Source organism: Mesorhizobium sp. WSM4807 (assembly GCF_055811615.1).
Genome location: NZ_JBVVQY010000038.1, coordinates 23,700 through 45,773 on the forward strand (window position 1 = coordinate 23,700; position 22,074 = coordinate 45,773).

Genomic DNA, 22,074 nt, shown 5'->3' on the forward strand with positions numbered 1-22,074 from the left:
GGCATTTGGAGCTCAGTATTCTAACTTTCCCGTATTTCACATACGAGAAAGTTACAAAGAAAATGGCCCTTCGCCTCGTCGGAGAAAACATCGATAAAAACCGCAGCCACTATCAGGCTGAAACGGGCAAGCTCGTCCAGCTAATGCGCGGCATCTATGTCGATGCCGGGGAGGATATCGAGGCCACGATACTCAAGCACGCCGTCCGCATCGCCAAATACCTGTATCCCAACGCTTACCTCTCGGCGGCGAGCGCTGTCCTTCTCGGCCCGACCCGCAATGGCCGCCTGTTCCTGAGCGGGCGACGAATACAACGCACGCGTTTGCGCTCGCTGGAAATTATTCAGAACGCGGCTCCCGACCACCCATCAGTCGCTCAAGCGAATGTCGATGATGGCATGGGAGAATTCCGGATCGACGTCTCCTCGATGCGCCAGCGCTTCCTCGAAGCTTTCCGCCTGCGCAGCGAACACGCGGGATCCATCGATGAGACGATGCGCGAGACAATCGCGAACCGCCTCATAGAAGAATACGGCAGCGCCCAGGGCGCTGCCGACGCGACATGGGCGCTTGCCCGCGAAAACCAGTGGTATCGCGAAGGCGAGCACGTCGAGCGCTTCCTCCTCCGCCGTCCAGTGACCGCAGAGCCTGCGCGCAATGAAGCCGCGTTCGATCTGATCGTAGCGTGGCACGGCGCTCCGCTCGGCAATCTCACACATGATGGTTTTGAGTGGCGCTGGAATCCAGATGATCAGGATGGCCCGCCACTTGTTCGCCAGACCACGCCGGGCAAGCTCCCTCCTTTCATTCTGTCGCTGCTGCCTGAAGGCTGGCTTGAGTCGGTGTTGAATGACCGCGACGAGCGCGCGACGCTGCGCTCGGGCAAACGCTATATGTCCAACATCACAATCGTCGAGCGTGCGAGCGATCTCTCCGCCCTGCCGCCCGACGTCCTGCTAACCCGGCTCGATGGCTTCACTAGAAATACTATCTTCACTGGCCAGTATGCAGGGCCGGGTCGGGGCGATCTGGAGCAGAGCTTCGAGCGCAATCTGGCGCAGATTTTCGAACGTACCGATACGCCCCGTTTATCGGGCGTTCAGATCAAAGCGCCGATGTTCCTCGATATCGACGGTACTCTCTCCCCCAGTACCGGCAAACCGTTCACCCACATCCTCAAGCCTGCCGGTACAGGTGGATTTGAGGCCCTGCCGGTTATCGAATGGCAGTCGCTCGCTTTGGGCAGCGCGGCCGGTTTCAAGACGCCCGCGACGGCGCTCGTCCCCATGCCTGACGGGATGCCTCCGGCGCTCCTCGTCGAGCGGTTCGACATCAGAACGAGCCTTGACGACAAGCGCCTTTTGGCGCTTGAGGATTTTTGCTCAGTGCTCGGTGTGCCCACGGAAGCAAAATACGACGGCACAATGGAGCGAATCGCGCGGGCACTAAGACCGCTATCGACCTCCCCCGAAGACGACGTCCTGCTTGTCCTCAAGCGATCCTTATTCGCCTGGCTGATCGCCGATGGCGACATGCACCTGAAGAACATGGCACTGCTGAAAATCGCAGAGCCCGGCAGCGCGCAGTTCAGCTCAGTCCGCATGGCTCCGCTCTACGACGCGGTCACGACTCGCGTGTTTCCACATCTCAAAAAAGACCGGATGGCCCTCAAGCTGAACGACAAGGACGATCGTCTGCGGCGCGCCGACTTCAAGGCTTTCGCGAGCACGGCTGGCCTCGGGGCAGCCGATGCGGATAGTAGCATCGACGATCTCGTTGCAGCCCTCTCACGCTCTCAACCACCTCGAATTGCCGCCGCCTCTATCAGACGGCTCTCAAGGCGCAAAGATGGCGGAGCAAATGCGCGCGATTGTCCACGAACGCATCGAAGGGATTGCGTAGATGATCGATCTATTGATACGCCGGTTCCGCTCTCAGACCCAAACACCTTATTGGCGGAACCGCCTACCCATATCGCGTTCGAGTTTGAGCTTGCGCTTTTCCCAATCCGGCCTCCATCCGTGTCCACTTTTTTGACCCCCTTATGGAGTGTTCGACGGTCAGCGTTCGCCCGGGCGGAGCTGGTCAAGGTTGCACAGCCCGGGCGGGCGCGGATCGCGCTTGGCAGCTGAAGGGTGATCAGGCGCGGTTCTTGAAGCGCCAGGACTCGTGTGGACAGGTGACAAGTCATCGATGCTGCGGACTTGCAACTTTTCTCTGTCGTGAAAGGACAAGTTCTTTATCAATAATCCAAAATTTCACAATTGGAATCATAATTCTTGATGATGTTCGCATTCCTTTCTGCGCGAAGGATCGTCACCCGTATGGGCCAAGACTCTGCTTCGCCGAAGGCCACGCAGGGGCCTGGCCTCTACAACGACGCGATGGAAGCCTTCTTAATGGCGCAGGTCCGGGCCATTGTGCAGGAAGCGGGCTCCCAGCAAAAACAACTCACACTGGGTAGAAGGACTCGGAAACGCCGCAAACCAACCCTGCAAAATCTCAGAAAGCGGCAGGAATGCTGGAGGTTCGGTGAAAAACGAAAGCAAACCTCTTCACTGCAGTCAAACCGCGAAGCCGATGGGGCGTCTTTGCGCGCGGCCCTCGATTTGCGCGTGTGCACGGGCAGGCAAGCTGACACTACCGGTCGATCCCGGACCAGCCGCGCCAGGCGCTGTCATACTGCGCCAAGCGCAATTGGCAGCTAACGGTCGAATTTAATTTGTTGAACCGGGTGCGAGCGGCACCGATGACCGCCCTTTGAATTGCAGCGTGTTCTCGACATGGCAACGGTCGTCGGTGCGCCGTTCGACGTTATTGTCGTGCGTATCGGCGAAGCCGCCGACGCGCGCGCTGCCGCGAAGCTGCGCTTTCCACCATTGCTCGATCAGTCCCACGGAGATTGTTTCCAAACTTCATGAACGGCATCCACCAGCGCTGCGGCTAGATCTTGGACATCGGTCTCGCTCATCGGAGTCGAGAGCGCGCCAGAGCAATTCGGCGTCATCAGAAAACCCCGTTCCAGCATTGCACGGTGCACCTTTGCCAGCGCCGCCTTCTGCAAGGCGCTTGGGAACGAGGTCCGGTAGTTTCGGACAACTTCAGCCTTCAGGTGGAGCCGAAAGAGGGAGCTCATGCCGGTAACTTGCGCGGGGAGTTCGCGCCTTCTGAGTTGCTCGATGACTTCACTGCGAAGCGTTTCGCCCATCTGGTTAAGGCGGGCCACGGCATCCTTCGTGTATAATTGCAGTGCCACCAGCCCAGCTGTCATGCTGAGCGGGTTTGCGCTGAACGTGCCGCCGTGGGACACGGCTGGCTTGCCCCTGGTGTGATCGAAGACCGCCATGTGCGACGCAGGCCCCGCTACGGCTCCAACGGGCAAACCTCCGCCGATGATCTTGCCCAAAGCGACCAGATCCGGCTCAAAGCCGAAGATGTCATGGGCGCCACGGAAACCGACGCGGTAAGAAACGACCTCGTCAACCACAAGCAGGATGCCGTAGCGGTTACAGCAATCCTGGATGACCTCCCGCAAATCCGCCTCTATCGGAATCATGCCCACGCGGGGAGCAACTGGATCGAGAAGGATCGCGGCGAGGCGCTCATGGTGTGCACGGATGAGCTCTCTGCACGACTTGCCCTCGTTGTAAGGAAGGACAAGGACATCCGCGGCGGTGGAGGCGGGAGTTCCACTGGCATAGAGCACACTGTTAGGCGACGATTCGCCCCAGTTGTCTGGTGCAGAATCAAGGCTCACTTCCACATAGTCATAGGCGCCGTGATATGCGCCCTCGAACTTGGCAATCATCGGGCGCCCTGTAATAGCGCGAGCGGCCTTGACAGCGAACATAACAGCCTCGGTGCCGGAGCTCGTAAAGCGGACCTGCTCAAGCTTCGGCGAACGCGTCGTGATTGCTTCCGCGAGCCTGGTCTCGCTTGTGGTCGGAAGCCCGAATGCGGTGCCGTCGTCCAGGACCTTGTGCAGCGCCTCGATCACCGGCGGAAAGGCATGGCCGTGAATGAGCGAGAAGGAGTTGTTTGCGCAGTCGAAGACCTTGCTGCCGTCCGCGTCAGTGATCCAGCTGCCCGCTCCTGCCACAGCATAGGGCGGGTGGGGAGCGAAGAACTGCGCAGCACGCATGCTGCCGCCGGGCGTGATCTTTAGCGCTCGTTGAAACTCCTCGCGAGATTTTGGCCCAACGACCTCTCCCCGGTTGTGGCCCAGCCCTGAAATGCGCTGCATGTCCGAACTCCTTGACTACCTTTGTCGAGATGGGGAGGCTCTACGAAACTTTGATGCCATTTGGCGCTGGAGCGAGTTCTGATGGAGGTGCTTGCACCATCAACACGGATCGAGAATGCTGCCTACTTTCGTGGCGGAATCGCAGCTCGCCGGCACTCTCGGTGCCGCAACCATCACGCGAAACTGCGGCGTCGGCACGCCGGCATCGAGGGCTAGTCTCTTGGCGATGATCTTGTCGAGCGCTAGCCCATGCCGGGGCGGGCCGGATCCGGTGTACGGGATGCCCGCCGGGGCATGGCGGGAACGTGGGTGAGACCACTTGTCGCCCTGAATACCGTACGCATGTTGAAGGCGATCCCCGAGGGCCGGGCCTGCGGATGGGCGTCATAAACAACACGAGCGAAGCGAGCAGTTCTTTATCGCCGTCGCACCCCGGCGTCTGGTGGGCCTCTCGCAGTACCGCCGTCATGCTTTCGACCTCGCCGCGGTGGTCGACCTTCGGGCGCGGCTGTCCGAACCGATGATCATGCCGGTGTGACCATGGATCTATACGACGACTACTCGCATCAGCTACTCTCTCAGTTTGCGCGCCGTCACGTTCTGCGCGCAGTTGGTTGATCGAGAGGAACAATTCGTCTGGGTCCCCCGGCCGTTAACTGTCACGTGCAATTGACGTGCCACCGAGGAGCGCGATCAAAAGGAGAAAAGCACGCATTCGTGCCACCGCGGGTGGATGCCGGCGCGTCAGTTGTGTTGGGTTTCGAACCTCAGACGTCTTCAATCGGACACGGCCGGAAACAGGAACATCTCCTGGTCTTCAAGGATAGAGGCCGAGCTCGAGGCAACCAAGGAACATGGATCGGCGCCTATGCTATCTACAAACTGGATCCCTCCAGGTCGATTGCAGTCCCGCCCCTCGAATCGCAGCTCGAGAAGCTCGGCATCGACAACACTCAGCGCCGCGCAGCCTGATCGATCGGTGATGCTCGATCAAGCCAGGGCAGCGGCGGAGCTGCTTCCGGCCGAGTCCGCCATTTATGGTCGTCGGCCTGACGCTGGGGGGGCAAGGATGAGCCCGGCAGCCCAGTTCGCCTTCCTTCTCCCTTTCTCGGGGGAATAAATTCGGTTCGGTGAGAAATGCCGGCGGAGCTGTTTTCGCGGGCGTGCGAAGCACCTGCCGGGTGAGTCGACCGATCCGCCGAATCGTGGCTCGCCTTCTCCTCATGGGAGCCTCCGTTCCGATGGCAGAGATCGCGATCCGTTCAGGCCACATGAACTGGCTGCGCGGTCGGAAGCCGATGTGCATTGTTCAGGTTGTCACTTAATGAGAACCGCAAGCCATCGACCACGGCAGTTCAAGAATTCTCCCTTTAAGTTGAGTGGAATGGTCTACCAGCCATCAGGCCGAGGCCCTATAAGCATCCCCGGACGCGGAATATACACCGACGCCTGCTGACATGCGTATCCGCAGTGTTTGAGAGGAATTCAGTATTGCCCCTGTGCCTGCCGATGGTCCGCCACCTGAAATCCGCGGACCTGTTTGGCGCCATCGATCGCCTGCCGGCGCTCGGCACGCCAGTTAGCGAGCGGACATTCGAGGTCCTCAACCCGTCGAGCGGCGAAGTGCTGGCAGTACTTCCCGACATGGGTGTGGAGGAGACACGCGCTGCGATCGAAAAGGCCTACGTAGCGCAGCCTGGATGGGCGGCTCTGACCGCCCGAGAACGCAGCGACGTTCTGTGGCGATGGCATGAGCTGATCATCGACCACGCCGGTGATCTTGCCGCCATACTCACTGCAGAGATGGGCAAGCCGTTTGTCGAAGCCAAGTCGGAGATTTCGCATGCGGCCGCGTATCTGCAATGGTACGCCGAAGAAGCCAATCGCATCTATGGCGAGACGATCCCCGCACCCTCGACAGACCGTCGCATGCTGGTGATCAAGCAGCCGATCGGTGTCGTCGGCACGATTACGCCATGGAATTTCCCAGCGTCGATGGTGGCGCGCAAGATCTCGCCGGCCTTGGCGGCGGGCTGCGCTATCGTGCTCAAACCTGCTGAACAGACGCCGCTCGTGGCAGGCGCAATGTTCGCCCTCGCGCATCAAGCCGGCTTTCCAGACGGTGTCGTCAACCTGATCTATGCGTCCGAAGGTGCTGGCGTTGGACGCGAACTCTGCTCCAATCCCAAGATCCGCAAGATCAGCTTTACGGGCTCGACCGAGGTTGGCCGGCTGCTCATGCGCCAGTGCTCGGACCAGATCAAGAAGGTCAGCCTCGAGCTCGGCGGCAATGCCCCTTTCATTGTCTTTAATGACGCCGACATCGACGCTGCGGTTGACGGCGCGATCCAGGCGAAGTTCCGCAACGCCGGCCAGACTTGCGTTTCAGCGAACCGCCTTTACGTCCAATCGAGCGTTCACGATGAGTTCGTTGAGAAGTTCGTGGAGAAAGTCCGGTGCTTGTCGGTTGGCGACGGCTTCGCCCCCGGAGTGGACGTCGGACCGCTCATCGACATGAATGCTTTGGCCAAGATCGAGTCCCACATCGCAGATGCCGTTGCCAAGGGTGGGACAATTCGATGCGGGGCCGAACGTATCGGCAAGGATGGCACCTTCTTCAAACCCACAGTCCTCACCGAAATCTCCAGCATGATGGCGGTTGCGCAAGAGGAGACTTTCGGGCCGCTGGCGCCGATCATTCGCTTCCACGAGGCGGATCAGGTTGTGCGTGAGGCCAACGACACGATCTACGGCCTCGCCGCCTATTTCTATGCCTCGAACCTGAAGCGTGTCTGGCGCGTGGCCGAGGCATTGGAATATGGCATGGTTGGCATCAACACGGGGCGTATGTCTTCGGAAGCGGCGCCCTTTGGCGGGATGAAGCAGTCCGGCATCGGGCGGGAGGGTTCCCGCCACGGGCTCGAAGACTACCTCGAAATGAAATATCTCTGCATAGGCGGAATCTGATCTCTATGTGGATGGACACCTCCGGCTCAGAATGAACCAAAGGGATGATCGAGCGCTTTGGCGAACCTGCTTGCGGCTGGTTCGGGTCGTCTATCGCGACCCCGGCCTGCGCGCCTTAAGTGTTCATCTAGGCGCCAGTACGTTGAACCGCCTCTGCGGCGACGAGCCAAGTCGCCGGTACCTGACGGTACGTTGCTCATCCTATCCAACCGCGGCAAGCATCTCATCTGTGCGGGGCGACAGCATCAAGAAGTACCCGGAGATCCACGCCGCCGACAGCTCTCACCCTTATATGGATATCCTGATAGGTTCGGCCGCAATCGCTCGTTTGGGCCTCATAAATGTCCCCTGGTAAACGACGTATAGCTTCTTCGGAACGGGCAGGTGCCGATCACAGTTCGGCGCCCCAATTGCCTCATTTAGTAATTTTGTCCGATCACGTTCAGATAGGGTTGAGGGGCATTTTCCAACCCACGTTTTCGGCTCGCTGTCGTGAAATTCTAACACGGGATGAGCGCCCTTTCCGACGTGCTTGAATCGACGCTCGCCCTTGTCATAGCGCTGCCCTGTTGCCTTCCCTTCTTTGCAACGGCGGCCGCTGCCATTTTCTATCTTCACTCCTGCCAAGCATCAATACCCGGCCGCCGCCCCCAAAACGAAGTGTCTCGGGCTCTGCCTCAAAAAAAAATGCCCTAAGTCGCAATACCTCCTCTTCTGTTGCCGCGGCCCAAGCTCGGCGCCTAGCAGGCTTTTGAACGGGTCAGGCTCTTCGCGAAGGGACATCGCAGGCGCCCGACTGTTACCCTGACTTGGCGGAAACGCGAAAACAAATGAGCGGGTAAACCACTCGCGGTCGGCGTCAATATTCGGTACTGAATCACACCTTGGGCGCGGGAGCGACTCTCGAAATCGTTCGATAGGCTGTCCGACCATTGGAAAGTCCGCCAAGGCACCGGCGTGTTTGCGTCCGCGGCGCGAGACAATGCTGGATCACTGTGGTGCCGTCAATCACGATGGTTCTGCAGAGAAACGTCTCGCCAGGTGGTTCACGCGAACTAGAACGCGATCGTCCATCAGATGCGCTGACACAGCGAATGTCGTCAACCCAACGGTGCAGCGCGTCCGCACGGCGAGCGGTTGCGGACACTTTTTACGCCGCAACCTCCTTATTGCCGCACAAGCAATTGAGCGCCCTTCGCGCATCGCTCTGAATCGCTACAGTCGCCGGTATTCCGGCCTGGAGAAGATACAGTGACACTGGACGTGCCCAGGCCGCGCATCCACGAGAGACATTGAGGGGTGAGATCCAATGATTATAGCGCATCTGCTCGACATGGACGGGGTCCTGGTCCGCGGCGGCCAACCGATTGCTGGCTCGGTCGACTATGTCGCCGGGCTAGTCGCCAAGGGTGAGCCGTTTCAGATCTTCACCAATAACTCGCGCTTCACGCCCGAAGATCATGCCGAGCGTCTAAGAGCGGTTGGCTTCGCCGTGCAGCCAGAGCACATCTACACCTCGGCGCTCGCCACCGCGCGGTTCGTGGAACTACAAAAGCACGGATCATCTGCTTATGTCATCGGCGACCACGGTCTGGTCGAGGCCCTGCGGCAGGCAGGCTGCCGGATAACGGAGTTTGCCCCCGAGTTCGTGGTCCTCGGAGACACCACTTCGTACCACTATGAGCAGATCGCAACTGGCGCCGAGCTTGTGGCGAAGGGCGCGCGCTTTCTCGCCACCAATCCGGATGCGACTGGCCCGACCGAGCGGGGCTCCCATCCGGCATGCGGTGCAGTCGCAGCACTAATCGAGAAGGCCACCGGCCGTCAGCCCTATTTCGTCGGGAAGCCGAACCCCTTTATGATGCGCAACGCGCTCGACCGGCTCGGAGTGCGAGCTGTCGATACCATCATGGTCGGTGACCGCATGGACACCGACGTGCTCGCCGGGCTCGAATCGGGCCTGAAGACAGCCCTTGTGCTTACTGGGGTGACCAAACTGGCTGACATAGAGCGGTTTCCATTCAGACCGGACCACGTGGTCGAGTGCCTTGCCGATCTGGGCCAGATCATCGTGAACCAATAAGCCGAGCGCATCCCTACACGAAGACCGAAGGCTCCCTCTGCGTTCCGCATGGCGGCCGTCAACCTGGGCAATTATCGGCAGGAACAGCTGGCCGCATCCAGAAAAGAAGTGATAAGCAGACAACTTAGTCGAAGTATACCCATGTAGACCAATGCAGGCCGGTCTTGGCTTCTATGAAGCAAGAGTCTTCGACCGAAGAGTCTCGCGCGCCGAAGTAGGCTACGTCCAGCGAATGGGTCAGGTCGGATCGACCAGATGCGTTCGCCGCGACACTCACGCCCGACACCGCCTTCCTTTCTGTGATGGCTGCGAACCACGAGATGGGCGTCGTTCAACCCATTGGAGTTTAGACCGATATGCCGCCTCGCTCCGGAGGCGATCCTACACGTGGACGCCGCGCAGGTTGTTAGTCGTATACCCATAGATCTGACAGACGAGTTCGTCGAAGTCGATCTGCTCTCCCCTATCAGCACATAAATTCCAGGGCCCGAAAGGCGTTGGCGCGTTATACATTAGGGAGGGGTTGCGCCTCGAACCGCTTTTTTATGGTGAACAGGAGGACGGGCGACGGCGCGGGGACGCTGAACAGCTAAGCAGCCGTCTGACTGGCCGTTGCCGCGGAACAGGCGGCTCGGCGGCTGAGTGTAGCGAGTGGCATCGAAGCGCTTCGAAACAACTTTGAACGGGAGTTGGCAATCCGCCTGCCGCAAGTACGTTTTAATGGGATTCAAGCACCGCGCCTTCCAAATACGTGCTCTTTGAGCATCCCGTGGTGTGAGGCCGATGCAATTGTAGAGCGCTTGGCGATGCGCGGAATCTGTCTCTCCACAGGTACCGCCTGCAGCGCTCGCTCCACCGCTCCGTCGCATGTGCTGACGACGATGGGATCAGCTATGAAGATGCTAAGCCTACGCTGCGAGTGAGCCTTTCCACATTTACTCCAAAGGCGGATCTCAAGTTGGCAATGGCCGAAATAGTCGCTGCCGTGAAGACGGAGCCATAACGACCGCGCTCGAAGTCTGACAATTCTTCAGCACCAATTCGCATAGCCGGACGCGAAACATTGCGCCTCTAATTTGAAGTTCTGAACGCGAGTACATCTGAATTACGGATGCCCGGCAGGAGACTGAGCTCGCTGCCGGGCCGGGTACGCCTTGGGAGGTGGCGTAATTCAGCGACTCTCGTGGAGGTGGGAACCACTAAGTCCGCGTGTTTTGCTGAATAGCGTGCATGTACCGTGCCAGGTCAAAAAGCGCTTAAAAACACCCGAGAGTCAGGTTCCTGTACCTTGCGTACCCGACATTGTCGGCTATCGGACAATACGAACGTGCCTCTTGGCATCGACGATGCCTCAACCAGAGCGCCCTCGAAGGCCGTTCGCTGCCATGTCGAGCGGCCAATCGGTGGTGACGGGTTTTACGCCGGCTGACGCACAGGGCGGACTGTCACTTTTCAAGCGAGGAAATCTCTGTACCCTCCATTCATGAGGGCGCGGCCACGCGAGACGGCGCGGCGAATGCGGTCGCGCAGATGATCGCGAGGATCCCTCCAGTCGGCATGGACGCGCCGTTGACCAACCAGCGCTTCGGCGAGCTCACGATGTGACGCCCCAGCAAGTGAGCCGTCGAGCGCACGAAGAACGAAGGTCAAACGCGGACCGCGTCTTTCCGGCGGAAACAAGCGGGCGGGCAGGTGTTGACCCAGGCTTAGAGCATTGAGGCACTCGAGCGCCCTCAGACGGGGCTTCGAAAGCATCGCTGGCCAGATCGCCTCGGTGCGGAGGCAAACAGGGCGCAAGATATCCGCGCCAGAGACGGCGAGCTGGAGCGTATGTTCCGCATTGCGAAGAAGAACATGCTGGCCCTTGTCGGGCGCCAGCAGGACCGTCGCACGACATGGCAACGCCGAGAGTTCGAACGGCAATGTCGCCGAGGATGCGGACAGCTGTTCTGCAATGACCGGCAGCACATGGACGCACCAGAGCGGAGACCAGAATACGAGCGAATTTCGCCCATAAGACTCGGCGAAACAGGGCACCCCAGCGCGACAGGTCACCGGCCAACGCGACCACGTCGAGAAAGGGTTGTTTAGACAGAGTATGGGCCTGCTGGCGCGCAGCGATCAGATCACGCTGGAATGCTGGGTTGCGGCGTAAGAACTCCCAGGCCCACTCGCGCGGCGTCAGACCAGCGGTGTAATCATATGATCTTTCATCGCGCCAATCAGCCTCGTCCGCGCCAGTCACGAGAACTGTAGGCACGACTGTGCTCCCCTGCCCGCCCCCAGGGGGGTCGAAAGTTTATGCCACTTGGCAAAGCACCGGCGCCGAATGCCCCAGACCTCGATGGGGCCATGTCGTCGAAGCGTGTGCCATTGGCGCCGTCGAGGGTAGAAGGCGCGCGCAAATGTCCACCAGACCGTCGAACCCGCGCAGCGACAGCCAGCGTGGCCTGAGCACGCCAAGGGAGTCGGTTTGATGGCGGTGATCGGCTCCTGCGTCGCGTTCCAGACGTTCCTTGCAGGCGCATTAGCGTGGCGGTGGATTGCACACTGATTGTGGGTAGGTCGTCGTATCGCGAGCGCTATAAGCTCAGTCATCGTAGGTCTCCTGGGGAATTTTCCGCCATAGGAGGCCAAGTTTCAGAGTATGGCAGCCTGTATAGGTGTACAGGTTGAGCCGACTGTGCAGCGGGCCCCGCAAAACGAACAAGCAAGGCGCGCAATTGCTTTTGGGGTGGTGCTCACGCCGGGGTTTTGCGAGCGGCATGGAGATGGAGCGGCCGGGGGCCACTTGCGCCTGCTGCAGCCGTTTTCCAGGCAGACTTGTCCCACGCTGCCTTTGGTGCGGGCGTACAACTCGCAGCGTCAGCCAAAGACCGCCGATCGTTGGCCGCCTCGCCGAGATAGGATGCCGAGCCGGAGCTTCCCTGTTCCTGACCCTCATACCTTGCATATTGAACGACGGTCGCCAGCAGCTGAATGTAGCTCGCGACCACTCCCATGTGTTCGTTCGAACGCAGCTTGCTGGCGCGATCGGCAGACTTAAAAAATGCAATCAAGGGACGGTTCAGGCCAAGTTTGCTGGCAGGGTTGGATAACCATCAGCTCGGCCAAGCGGCGCCCTATCCCTTCCTCGGATCGCCGATTTTTGACTGGTGGCGGTGTCTAGCTAGATCCCTAGGCACAGGGCGCTTGGTCGCTCACGGCGTCCGTTGCCTCATGATGTCTGCCATTGAATCCCTGTGCGAGAAGCGTTCCGGAGCGAAGATGTCGGGGGCCAACCAAGTTCATTGTGAGCTTCCCTGCTTGAGTCCTGCGCGGCGTCACCGAGCGCCCCGCAGGAGGTCGATCGGGTGATTGCGCGGTGCACTCGTTGTCGGATTCTCGACGATGTCGGACATCTGACACAGCGCTGTCAGAGCTGTCACATTGTTCCGAAACGATTTTCCCAGGTGGCACGACGGTTGCAGTCCTATGCGCAAAAGCACTGCGACGCCGCACCGACTGAAAAGAACCAACCTAATGATCACAGTTTTCCCACATGCGGGCGCCCCCGCAAGCACTCAGCGTACCCGAGCAGATGGAAGCCATTGCGCTTTCATTCCTCTGGTTGTCCGGACATGAGCGAATTCGATTTCCGTCCAACGCTGGATGCACCCGACGATGACCCCCATCTTTGGCTCGAAGATGTAGAAGGCGAACGGGCACTTGCGTGGACCGCCAGCCAGTCGGCAAAGACCCTGAAGCACTTCGCGGGAATGCAGTTCGAGCGCGACCGGGCGGCGCTGCCAGCCATTTTCGACCGTCCCGACAGAATTCCCCTGGTCACGCGCCGCGGTCAGTACCTCTACAATTTCTGGCGAGATGCCGGAAATCCGCGCGGACTGTGGCGCCGGATCACCCTTGCCGTCTACATGAAGGCGGATCCCCAATGGGAGCTACTGCTCGATCTGGATGCCCTCGCGGCTAGCGACGGAGAGGACTGGATCTGGGGCGGCGCTTCGATCGAGCCGGAGAGACGGGAAAGAGCCGTTCTGCGCCTCTCGCGCGGCGGCAGCGACGCGGTCGTGCATCGCGAATTCGACTTCAGCTCTCTGAGCTTTGTCGCCGACGGTTTCGATCTCCCCGAGGCCAAAGGCCACATTCGTTGGCTTGACCCTGACACGCTTCTGCTTTCCAGTGCGCTTGGTAATGGCATGGCCACGCGCTGCGGCTACGCGCGCACCGTGCGACTGTGGAAGCGTGGCGCGGATCCCCTCGCGGCGCCGGTGATCTTCGAGACCGGTTCCGAAACCCTCGGTGTGTCTGGCCATCTGGACCGTACCGCCGAGAGCGAGCGCCTGTGGTTCGTCGAGCAGCTGGCCCGGCTCGAGAAGAAAGTCCGCATTGGTGATAGGAGCGGGCCGAAGATCGAGATCGACCTTCCCAAGGACGCCAGGTGGGCTAACTTCGGCGATTGGCTGGTGGTAAAGCCGCGCAAAGCATGGACGGTTGCCGGCACATCCTATTGCGCCGACGCGCTGATCGGCATCTCACTTTCCGCTTTCCTGGCGGGCGAGCGCCGTTTTAGTACCCTGTTTGAACCAGCCCAGAGGCACTCCCTGCGGTCATTCTTCTGGAATGACGGGAAGCTCATTATCGGATACCTGGCGAACCTCGCTCCGAGATTCGAGGTGTTGCACCCCGGGCCCGCAGGATGGACACGCCGAGCCCTGGACACCGTGCCCGCGCAAGGGGCCGTTGACCTCTGGTCACTCGATGCGGCAGTTCACGAGACCAATGGAGAGGTCCTCGTTTCGGCTCAGGACCCGATCACGCCGCGGCAGCTTTTCCTATTCGATCTCAATGCCGTGCCGCCGCTCGGTGCTCCAGTGATCCTGAAGCGCAACCCGGAGACTTTCGACGCATCCGGACTGGTGGTCACGCGCCACGAGGCAGTCTCGATTGATCATGAGATGATCCCCTATACGCAGGTTGGTGCGGCGAACGGGAACGGAGATGCCCCGGTTCACCTTTCCGCCTATGGCGGGTTCGGCAAATCGCTCCTGCCCTACTACTACTCCTCGCTCGGCAAGCTGTGGCTCGAGCGCGGCGGCACGTGTGTGGTGGCGAACATCCGCGGGGGCGGCGAGTTCGGCACCCGCTGGCACGATGCCGGGCGGAGGGAGGGCAAGCGTCTCGCCCATGACGATTTCGCCGCCGTTGCCGCCGACCTCGTGCGAAGGGGCATTACGCTGCCGAGGCGGATTGCCGCCGAGGGGGGCTCAAATGGCGGTCTACTGATCGCCAACATGCTTACCCGCTATCCTGAGCGTTTCGGCGCGCTGTTCTGCATGGTTCCGCTTATCGACATGCGCCGCTACACCAAACTCCTGGCGGGCGCGAGCTGGATCGACGAATATGGCGATCCCGACAAGGCTGACGATTGGGCTTTCCTGAAGGAAATCTCCGCCTATCACACTGCCACGCCGGGACAGCCCTATCCGCCTATCCTGCTCGCCACCATGAGACGCGACGACCGCGTCCACCCGGGCCATGCGCGTAAGATGGCCGCAAAGCTGCAGGCTCTTGGCTATCCCGCTTACTTTTACGAGCCCGTCGGGGGCGGCGGGCACGGCTACGGCAAGGACAATCGGGAGCGAGACGCATTCATCAGTCTTGGCACCAATTTTCTTCGCAGCGCGATCGGCTGGCACGCCTGTTCCTAAAACCGGGAGCCCGACAAGAGCAAACTTCGAATAAGTGAGTACAGGTCGATGACCGCAGATAATCCCGAAAATGCGCTCCAGAGCTCTGTCGATCTCAATCAATACTGCAGGATATTTACAGTGAATCCTATCATTTCTGAAGAGCAAGGAGAAATATCATGGCAACAAAGCGAATGAACTGGGCGCGGGGAGTAACAGCGGCCGTCGTCCTGATGCTGGTAGGGCAGCAGGCGGCCGCGGCAGACCTTGCAGAACCGTGCGACCCGGATCAGGGTGCCTTGTTCACGGAATTGCCAAGCCCTTGGCAGATCCGCCTGCGCGCCTTGGGGGTCATTACTGAGGATTCGGGCTACGTTAACGCGGTGCCCGGCTCCGGTCTTTCCTATTCGAACACCGTAACGCCGGAACTCGATATTTCGTATTTCTTCACGGACAATGTCGCAGCCGAGCTTATCCTCGGCACCACCTATGCCAACATCACAGGCCAAGGCTCGATCGGCGGGCTGGGGAATATCGGCAAGGTTTGGCTGCTGCCGCCCACGCTGACATTGCAGTACCACTTTACCGATTTCGGCGCCTTCAAGCCCTATGTCGGCGCCGGTGTGAACTATACGATCTTTTATCATCAGCAAGCCGGCAGCGCCGATGATCTCAAGGTCAAGAACACGTTCGGCACCGCGCTGCAGGTCGGGTTCGACTACATGGTCGACCAGCACTGGGGCGTCAACTTCGACGTGAAGAAGCTTTTCCTGAAGCCAGACTTCGACGTCACGGTGGCCGGCGCGAAGCAGACGGGAAAGGCGGAGCTCGATCCCTGGCTGATAGGCGCAGGCGTCACGTACCATTTCTGACAACGGACGGCGAAGGCGGCTTACGCGCAGCCCGAGTCGAATGAAGGGCGCCTCGTGCGCCCTTCTGCCGTCGGCCCGACGGTTTACTTTGGTCCACCCGACATACACCCAAGTGTGTTGGGATTGTCCGAACTGTCGGATATGCGCCGTTAACGTCGGTCATCGACACAGCCAGTCCGACCGATCGCCTTGATTAAATGCATTTTCCTTTGGCGCACATATTGCATCCTTCATCCGGACACAGATCAACGGATCTGACGACAGCCATGCAGAGAATGTCGATAGCCAACGCTTTGTGCCGGGCCCACTTCCGGCCCTTCCAGGTGCAGAAAAAGGAAGGAAGTGTGATTGCAAACCTCATTGGGCTTTGAACATTCCGTCATCGTGGACATAGAAAATACCCTGCTGGCTCGGATACCAACTCTTCAGTTTGGTTCACCCGGCCAGTTCCTGGATATCCGCGTAGGCGCACCGGTCATGGTGACTGCCGTCTCGGCTGCACCCCGCGTGCTGACTCCTTCGAGCAACGCTCAACGCTGCTGCATGCCGGCGATGAAAAGCCAGACTCCAACAATGCGTCTTCCGAAAACCGAAAGAGGTGAACAGATATGTTCAAGATCGGCGCTTTGACACTCGCGTTATCAATTCAAGGTGCATCGGGATCGGCAACCGCTCGGGCGCTGGCCAACGGTTCGAACGGTGCACTTCCACCGATAGCGCCGAGCGATTTGGAGCGGGCACTGACGATCAACGATCGCTATCGCGGGCTCACCGTGAATGTCCCCGAGGGGCCGTTCTGGCTGACTGGAGCCAACGCGTTCGTATACCGCCGGACTACCCATGGCGAGCAGCAGTTCATGCGGGTCGATGCTGACACGGTTTGAAACGGGCCGCCTTCGATCAGGCCCGTCTGGCGGCGGCGCTAAATGAAGCGAGCCATAAGAGCTATCAGGCCGGCGATCTTCCCTTCGAGCGTTTCGAACTGACCGAGGATGGTCGCAGGCTCGACTTCCTGATTGAGCAGGTCCGGTGGAGCTGCAACGTTGCAAGCTATGCCTGCACCAGCACGAAATTGGATGTAGACGCCCCGTACTTTCAGCTCAGCCACCACTACACGCCACCGGCTGAGAATAACCCCGACCAGAGGAGCGTCTCGCCCGACGGGAAGTGGATCGTCCATATAAAGAACTACAACGTTTTCCTGCGCAGCAATGACGGATTGCAGGATGTTGCGCTGAGCCGGGATGGATCCGAGGGCAATTACTACGTCTTTTCGACACTGAGCTGGTCGCCGGACTCGCGCCACCTTGCGGCTTACCGTGTTCGCTCCGGCTTCAAGCGGGAGCTCCACTACCTCGATTCGTCGACGGACCAGTTGCAGCGCGAATATTCGACAATGGTCTATCCCAAGCCGGGCGATGTCCTTCTGCTGCCCCAGCCGGTCCTGTTCGACATTGCCGGCCGCCGCCAGGTCGTGATCGACAACGCCCTGTTCTCCAACCCCTTCGAACTTTCCCCTCTCCGGTGGTGGGCGGACGGTCGCGGGTTTACTTTCGAACATAGTCAGCGCGGGCATCAGCTCTATCGGCTGGTCGAGGTAGACGCCGCCACGGCCCGTGCGCGCTCGATCATCGACGAGACCAGCAAGACATTTGTTGATTACCGGCCTCTAGTGATGGATCAGCACGGTACCGGGAAAATCTTTCGTTACGACGTCGATGACGGGAAGGAGATCATCTGGGCATCCGAGCGAGACGGGCACGAGCACCTGTATCTGTTCGACGGCCGGACCGGCGCGCTCAAGAACCAGATCACCAGCGGTGAGTGGGTCGTGCGGGGGGTCAACCATGTCGATCCGGTCAAGCGCCAGATCTGGTTCGAGGCGAGCGGGATGCACCCGGGGGAGGACCCTTATTTCGTCCATGCGTACCATCGGCTTCGACGGTGAGGAGCTGACTGAGCTTACGCCCGAGCCGGCCAACCACCATGTCGAGTTCTCTCCCGACGGCCGCTATTATGTCGATCTCTGGTCACGCATCGAGCTGCCGCCCCGCATGATGCTCTACCGCGCCAGCGACGATGTCAAACTCATGCAGGTGGAGACCGCCGACATATCCGAGCTCGTCGCCGCAGGCTGGCAGCCGCCACTCAGCTTCCACGCCAAGGGGCGCGACGGCAAGACTGATATCTGGGGCGTGATCCACCTGCCCGCCAATTTCGATCCGAAGAAGAAGTACCCGGTGGTGGAGAATATCTATGCCGGGCCCCAGGGCTCGTTCGTCCCAAAATCATTCTCAGGGCGGACAGAGCCGCTCACGCAGCTGGGCTTCGTCGTTGTGCAGATCGATGGCATGGGTACCAACAACCGCTCGCGCGCCTTTCATGACGTTGCGTGGAAAAATCTGAAGGACGCAGGCTTTCCCGATCGCATTCTGTGGCACAAGGCGGCCGCCGCGAGGTATCCGTGGTACGATATCTCCAATGTCGGCATTTTCGGCGGGTCCGCAGGCGGCCAGAGCGCGGTGAGCGCGCTGCTCTTCCATCCCGAATTCTATAAGGTCGCGGTCGCCAACAGCGGCTGCTACGACAACCGGATAGACAAGATCTGGTGGAACGAACAGTGGATGGGGTGGCCGGTCGGCATTGAATATTCCCAATCCTCCGCCATCGACAATGCTTACAGGCTGCGGGGCAAGCTGATGATCGTCGTCGGCGAAATGGACCACAATGTCGACCCGTCCTCCTCGCTCCACCTTGCCGACCGACTCATCAAGGCGGGAAAAGATTTCGACATGGTCTATGTGCCTGGTGCCGATCACGGCGCGCCAGGCATCTATACTGAGCGCAAAGTCCTGGACTTCTTCGTTCGCAACATTCTCGGTCAGACCCCACCCGACTGGGGCCCTAAACGAGCCGAACTGCAAAAGAGCAAATCGTCACGATGATGCTTCGGCTGCTTCTGCCTGTAGCAATCCTCGCGCCCGTTTTGTTGGCTGTGATCGAGGCGGCGAGCGAGCGGAGAACCGCTCGGACGAGGGCCTGTGCCGATTCCTGCGCACGGGCCTTCGCAAGACGGAAATAGGCGCGATTCCGACGCTCGACGGTCGCAAAGCGGGAATTAAGGAATGGCGCCGCCTCTGCCTGCCTCTTCGATGACGGTACGCTTCTGTGTTGCATGCCTCGTTTTGTCTCCGCTCGCCGACTCGCGGCTTTCCCGGAAGCGGGAGGGAAGCGGGGTGGGCGGCGAGACGCGACCGGAAAGGCCCGCCGTCGGAGGCGGACCGCATCCGAAGGACCGGAACGAAGAGGAGGACCCGAAGCGAAGCGAAGGGTTGCGGGATGCCGCGGCGGGCCTAGTCTAGAAGGGAGTGCCGCCCACTCCGCGCCGCCGGGAAAGGCCAACGAAAAAACCGCGCCGGCCGACAGGCCGGCGACCGTCAGCAGCCGAAGGCTGCCCGCGCCAGGGGGCGAAGCCGGATGGCCGAGACCGCCTGAGCCTGCCGAAGAAAAAGCGGGCTCGGTGCACGAGCACCCGGCACGCGCCGCCAGGCGCGCGGGCGCCATCAAGCTTTGGCCCAATTGCCGCTTCCCGCGGAGGCCTGGATGCCATGCCTTGCGCTGCGGTGTTGTCAAGTCGCATTGCTCAACGCCCGGTTGCCCGCCAGGCGTGCCTCTGTGCCAACCGCTGATGCCACCTGAAATCTGCATAGCTGTTCGGCGCTATCGACCGCATGCCGGCACTCGGCACGCCGCCTACCCCGGCGGATCGAACGGGTGCCCATGTCGATAGCTTCCCCGCTCATGCTGCCTTCCCCATCTCTCAGCCGGGTCGGCATCCGCTACTTCACTTTCGAGGCCTGCTCAGGCTTCACTCGCGTTACGGCCCGCTGGATCGCTCAGCCGCCCAAGGCGGCCTTTGTCACGAGGCTTGACCAAGCCGCTCGTCAGCGCCAGACCTATCGACAATTATCTGGGTGGAACCTTCCTCCACTGGGGTTACGCGCCGTCGGGGCGCACTGAGAGAAGCGGGCTAGCTCTTTGTCATGCAATACAAGTCCGTTGAAGACGCCGTCGTCGGAAAGCCTACAAAAGCGGCCGGCCACTACAGGGTCACTTTTTCTGCCGTCAAGCCAAGGTGCGCCTGGAGCTTCCGCGCGCGGCACGTGTCGGATGACTGAAAAACACCGACAAAACATATCCTAGAGCTTTACCAGATTAGGCCCCTGACGCTGGTGCAGACGTTTGCGGCCGGGTTCCGCGATGGACATCCACTGACCTTTGAAAGGCCCGTTGGTTCTTCCTGTTCGAACGGCGGCCGTCTTTGCGCCGCATCTTGGGCTCCGAAACTGCTTCTCGGAGTCGCGCGTGCGCTTGCGTGAGTTTTGAGGGCTAGTCTTGTTCACGAGCGTGACCCATGCGGGTGGCATGAAGTTTGCTTCACGTGTCTTGCCGGCCGGTGGCCGGCGATGGGCCTAAATCAAGGAGATCTTTATGAGTTCAATCGAGAACATACGGCTGGGCAAGCCGAACGAAAAGGGTCGCTTTTCGGTCGTGAAGCCCGATCGTCTCGCCCGTATCTGTGTGACGCTGCTGAAAGCCGCCGGCGCTTCAGAGGACGAGGCGCAAGCAGTCGCCACCGGTTGCGTCAATGCCAATTTGGCTGGTCATGATTCCCATGGAGTTCTCAACATTCCAAGTTATATCGACAGCATGAATGCGGGGAATATCGTGCCGGGCGCGGAGTGGACGATCGTGCAAGAATCCCCCACCACCGCTGTTATCGATGGCCACTGGGGATTTGGATTTCATGTCAACACCAAGGCAATGGCGCTCGCGATCGAAAAGGCAAAGACGGCCAATGTCGCGGTCTGCACAGTCTTCAGGCAAAGCCATGTCGGACGCCTCGCCGCCTATCCCTTGATGGCGGCAAACGCAGGCATGATCGGGCTTGTGGCCGCTGATTCCGGCAACTTACGGAAATATGTCGCGCCGTTCGGCGGACGCGAGGCGCGGATTGGCACCAACCCGATCTCGATTGCAATACCCTCCAATCTCAAGGCCCCGTTTGTGCTCGACATGGCGACCTCGGCGGCCGCCGCCGGCAAGCTCGACCTGGCGATCGCGCGCGGTAAGGAAATTCCCAATGGCTGGTTGATCGATTCAGAGGGACGCCCCACGACCGATCCTCGCGACTACCTCAAAGGCGGCGTGCTACTGCCGCTCGGCGGCACCGAGGGTTACAAGGGCAGCGGCCTCGCAGCGATCGTAGAACTACTGTGCGGACTGCTGACCGGCCCTGGTGTCGGGGTCGAGCCGAGCGGCCGGGAGAACTTCGGCTGCTTTATGGCTGTATTCAATGTGGCAGCATTCTGCCCACTTAACGAATTCAAACAAGAGGTCGCCGAATTCGCGCGGTACCTTAAGTCGGCGACGCCGTCAGAAGGCTCATCGGGCGTGTTCTACCCCGGCGAGATCGGATATTTGTGCGAGCAGGAGCGGACAGCAAATGGCATTGAAGTCGACAACGTGACCTGGGAGAAACTGCGCACTCTTGCGCGTAATTACGGGCTTGCCAGCGAATTTGATCTCGCCTGAACGCATGACGTGGCGAAGGGTGATGGCCGGCTTTCCGCAGACGCAAACTGACGACTATACGGAACTCATGGCGGCTCCGCAGTTGCGCAAGGATCCGGTGCTGCGGGACCGTACCATGAAATCGCCCACATATCCTCGAAGTGCAAAAATCCATACGGCCTTTCTTCGACGACCGGCTGACAGCGCTTGACCGCAGCGGCAGCAATCCTGCCCACCCAGCAAACGACATGCGATGCGTCGGGCTGACCGAAGGTGGTCGACTCGCGAAAGATATGCCCCCCGCTTCTGCCACATCCTAGGGACGCATATTTGAACCAGATCGGTGATTACCTCTGCATAGAAACCGTGCTGAGGACGCTAGCAATCGCCTGACTAACTACTCAGCGCTCGCTCGCCTGAAGCCTTCAGCATCGATGCGCGCGCCGTGTTCCGCACTCTGTTCGATGAGGGTTTTCAATTTATGCGGCGGGGGGGGGGGGAAGGGGGGGGGGGGGGGGGTTTGGGGGGGGGGGGGGGGGGTGGGGGGGCGGGGGGCCCCGGGCCGGGGGGGGGGGGGGGGGGGGGGGGGGGGTGGGGGGCGGGGGGGGGGGGGGGGGGGGGGGGGGGGGGGGGGGGGGGGGGGGGGGG

General features: G+C 60.3%; 9 protein-coding genes and 3 pseudogenes. 8 read left to right on the forward strand and 4 right to left on the reverse strand.

Going from position 1 to position 22,074, the window contains the following annotated elements; translation table 11 throughout:
- Window positions 1-62: 62 nt before the first annotated feature.
- Window positions 63-1,902: pseudogene (locus tag AC0L3N_RS30160) on the forward strand (type II toxin-antitoxin system HipA family toxin).
- Window positions 1,903-2,717: 815 nt separating this feature from the next.
- Here AC0L3N_RS30160 and AC0L3N_RS30165 read toward each other — a convergent pair.
- Both AC0L3N_RS30165 and AC0L3N_RS30170 read right to left on the reverse strand, forming a co-directional pair.
- A complete protein-coding gene (locus AC0L3N_RS30165) occupies window positions 2,718-2,897 on the reverse strand; it encodes a hypothetical protein (protein WP_473551189.1) in 180 nt (59 codons plus the stop codon).
- A complete protein-coding gene (locus AC0L3N_RS30170; protein ID WP_473551191.1) occupies window positions 2,888-4,243 on the reverse strand; it encodes an aspartate aminotransferase family protein in 1,356 nt (451 codons plus the stop codon). The genes AC0L3N_RS30165 and AC0L3N_RS30170 overlap by 10 nt, the downstream gene beginning before the upstream one ends.
- Window positions 4,244-5,734: 1,491 nt before the next feature.
- On the opposite strand from AC0L3N_RS30170, the gene AC0L3N_RS30175 reads away from it, so the two are divergent.
- The 3 genes from AC0L3N_RS30175 to AC0L3N_RS30185 all read left to right on the forward strand — a co-directional run bounded on the left by AC0L3N_RS30175 (window position 5,735) and on the right by AC0L3N_RS30185 (window position 9,975).
- Window positions 5,735-7,210 (forward strand): NAD-dependent succinate-semialdehyde dehydrogenase, encoded by a 1,476-nt coding sequence (locus tag AC0L3N_RS30175; RefSeq protein WP_473551193.1) that lies wholly within the window; start codon window positions 5,735-5,737, stop codon window positions 7,208-7,210.
- Window positions 7,211-8,519: 1,309 nt separating this feature from the next.
- Window positions 8,520-9,293, forward strand: a complete 774-nt coding sequence (locus tag AC0L3N_RS30180; protein ID WP_473551194.1) for an HAD-IIA family hydrolase — start codon at window positions 8,520-8,522, stop codon at window positions 9,291-9,293.
- Between the two features lie 451 nt (window positions 9,294-9,744).
- Entirely contained in the window at window positions 9,745-9,975 is a 231-nt protein-coding gene (locus tag AC0L3N_RS30185; protein ID WP_473551206.1) for an aminotransferase class V-fold PLP-dependent enzyme, read from the forward strand.
- Between the two features lie 770 nt (window positions 9,976-10,745).
- Here the strand turns inward: AC0L3N_RS30185 and AC0L3N_RS30190 are convergent.
- Together AC0L3N_RS30190 and AC0L3N_RS30195 are read right to left on the reverse strand one after the other, a co-directional pair.
- A complete protein-coding gene (locus AC0L3N_RS30190; RefSeq protein ID WP_473551195.1) occupies window positions 10,746-11,261 on the reverse strand; it encodes a DUF2285 domain-containing protein in 516 nt (171 codons plus the stop codon).
- Between the two features lie 115 nt (window positions 11,262-11,376).
- A pseudogene (locus AC0L3N_RS30195) lies at window positions 11,377-11,553 on the reverse strand (transcriptional regulator domain-containing protein); the annotation flags it as partial.
- Window positions 11,554-12,913: 1,360 nt separating this feature from the next.
- Between AC0L3N_RS30195 and AC0L3N_RS30200 the strand changes: the two are divergent.
- The 4 genes and pseudogenes from AC0L3N_RS30200 (at window position 12,914) to AC0L3N_RS30215 (ending at window position 21,447) form a co-directional block, all read left to right on the forward strand.
- On the forward strand, window positions 12,914-15,001 hold the full coding sequence (locus AC0L3N_RS30200; RefSeq protein ID WP_473551197.1) for a prolyl oligopeptidase family serine peptidase: 2,088 nt from the start codon (window positions 12,914-12,916) through the stop codon (window positions 14,999-15,001).
- A gap of 158 nt (window positions 15,002-15,159) precedes the next feature.
- Window positions 15,160-15,852 (forward strand): OmpW/AlkL family protein, encoded by a 693-nt coding sequence (locus AC0L3N_RS30205; protein ID WP_473551198.1) that lies wholly within the window; start codon window positions 15,160-15,162, stop codon window positions 15,850-15,852.
- A 608-nt stretch (window positions 15,853-16,460) separates the two neighbouring features.
- Window positions 16,461-18,797, forward strand: a pseudogene (locus AC0L3N_RS30210) (S9 family peptidase).
- Window positions 18,798-20,343: 1,546 nt separating this feature from the next.
- Complete coding sequence (locus AC0L3N_RS30215) at window positions 20,344-21,447, forward strand: Ldh family oxidoreductase (RefSeq protein ID WP_473551200.1); 1,104 nt, start codon at window positions 20,344-20,346, stop codon at window positions 21,445-21,447.
- The last annotated feature ends 627 nt before the right edge of the window (window positions 21,448-22,074 follow it).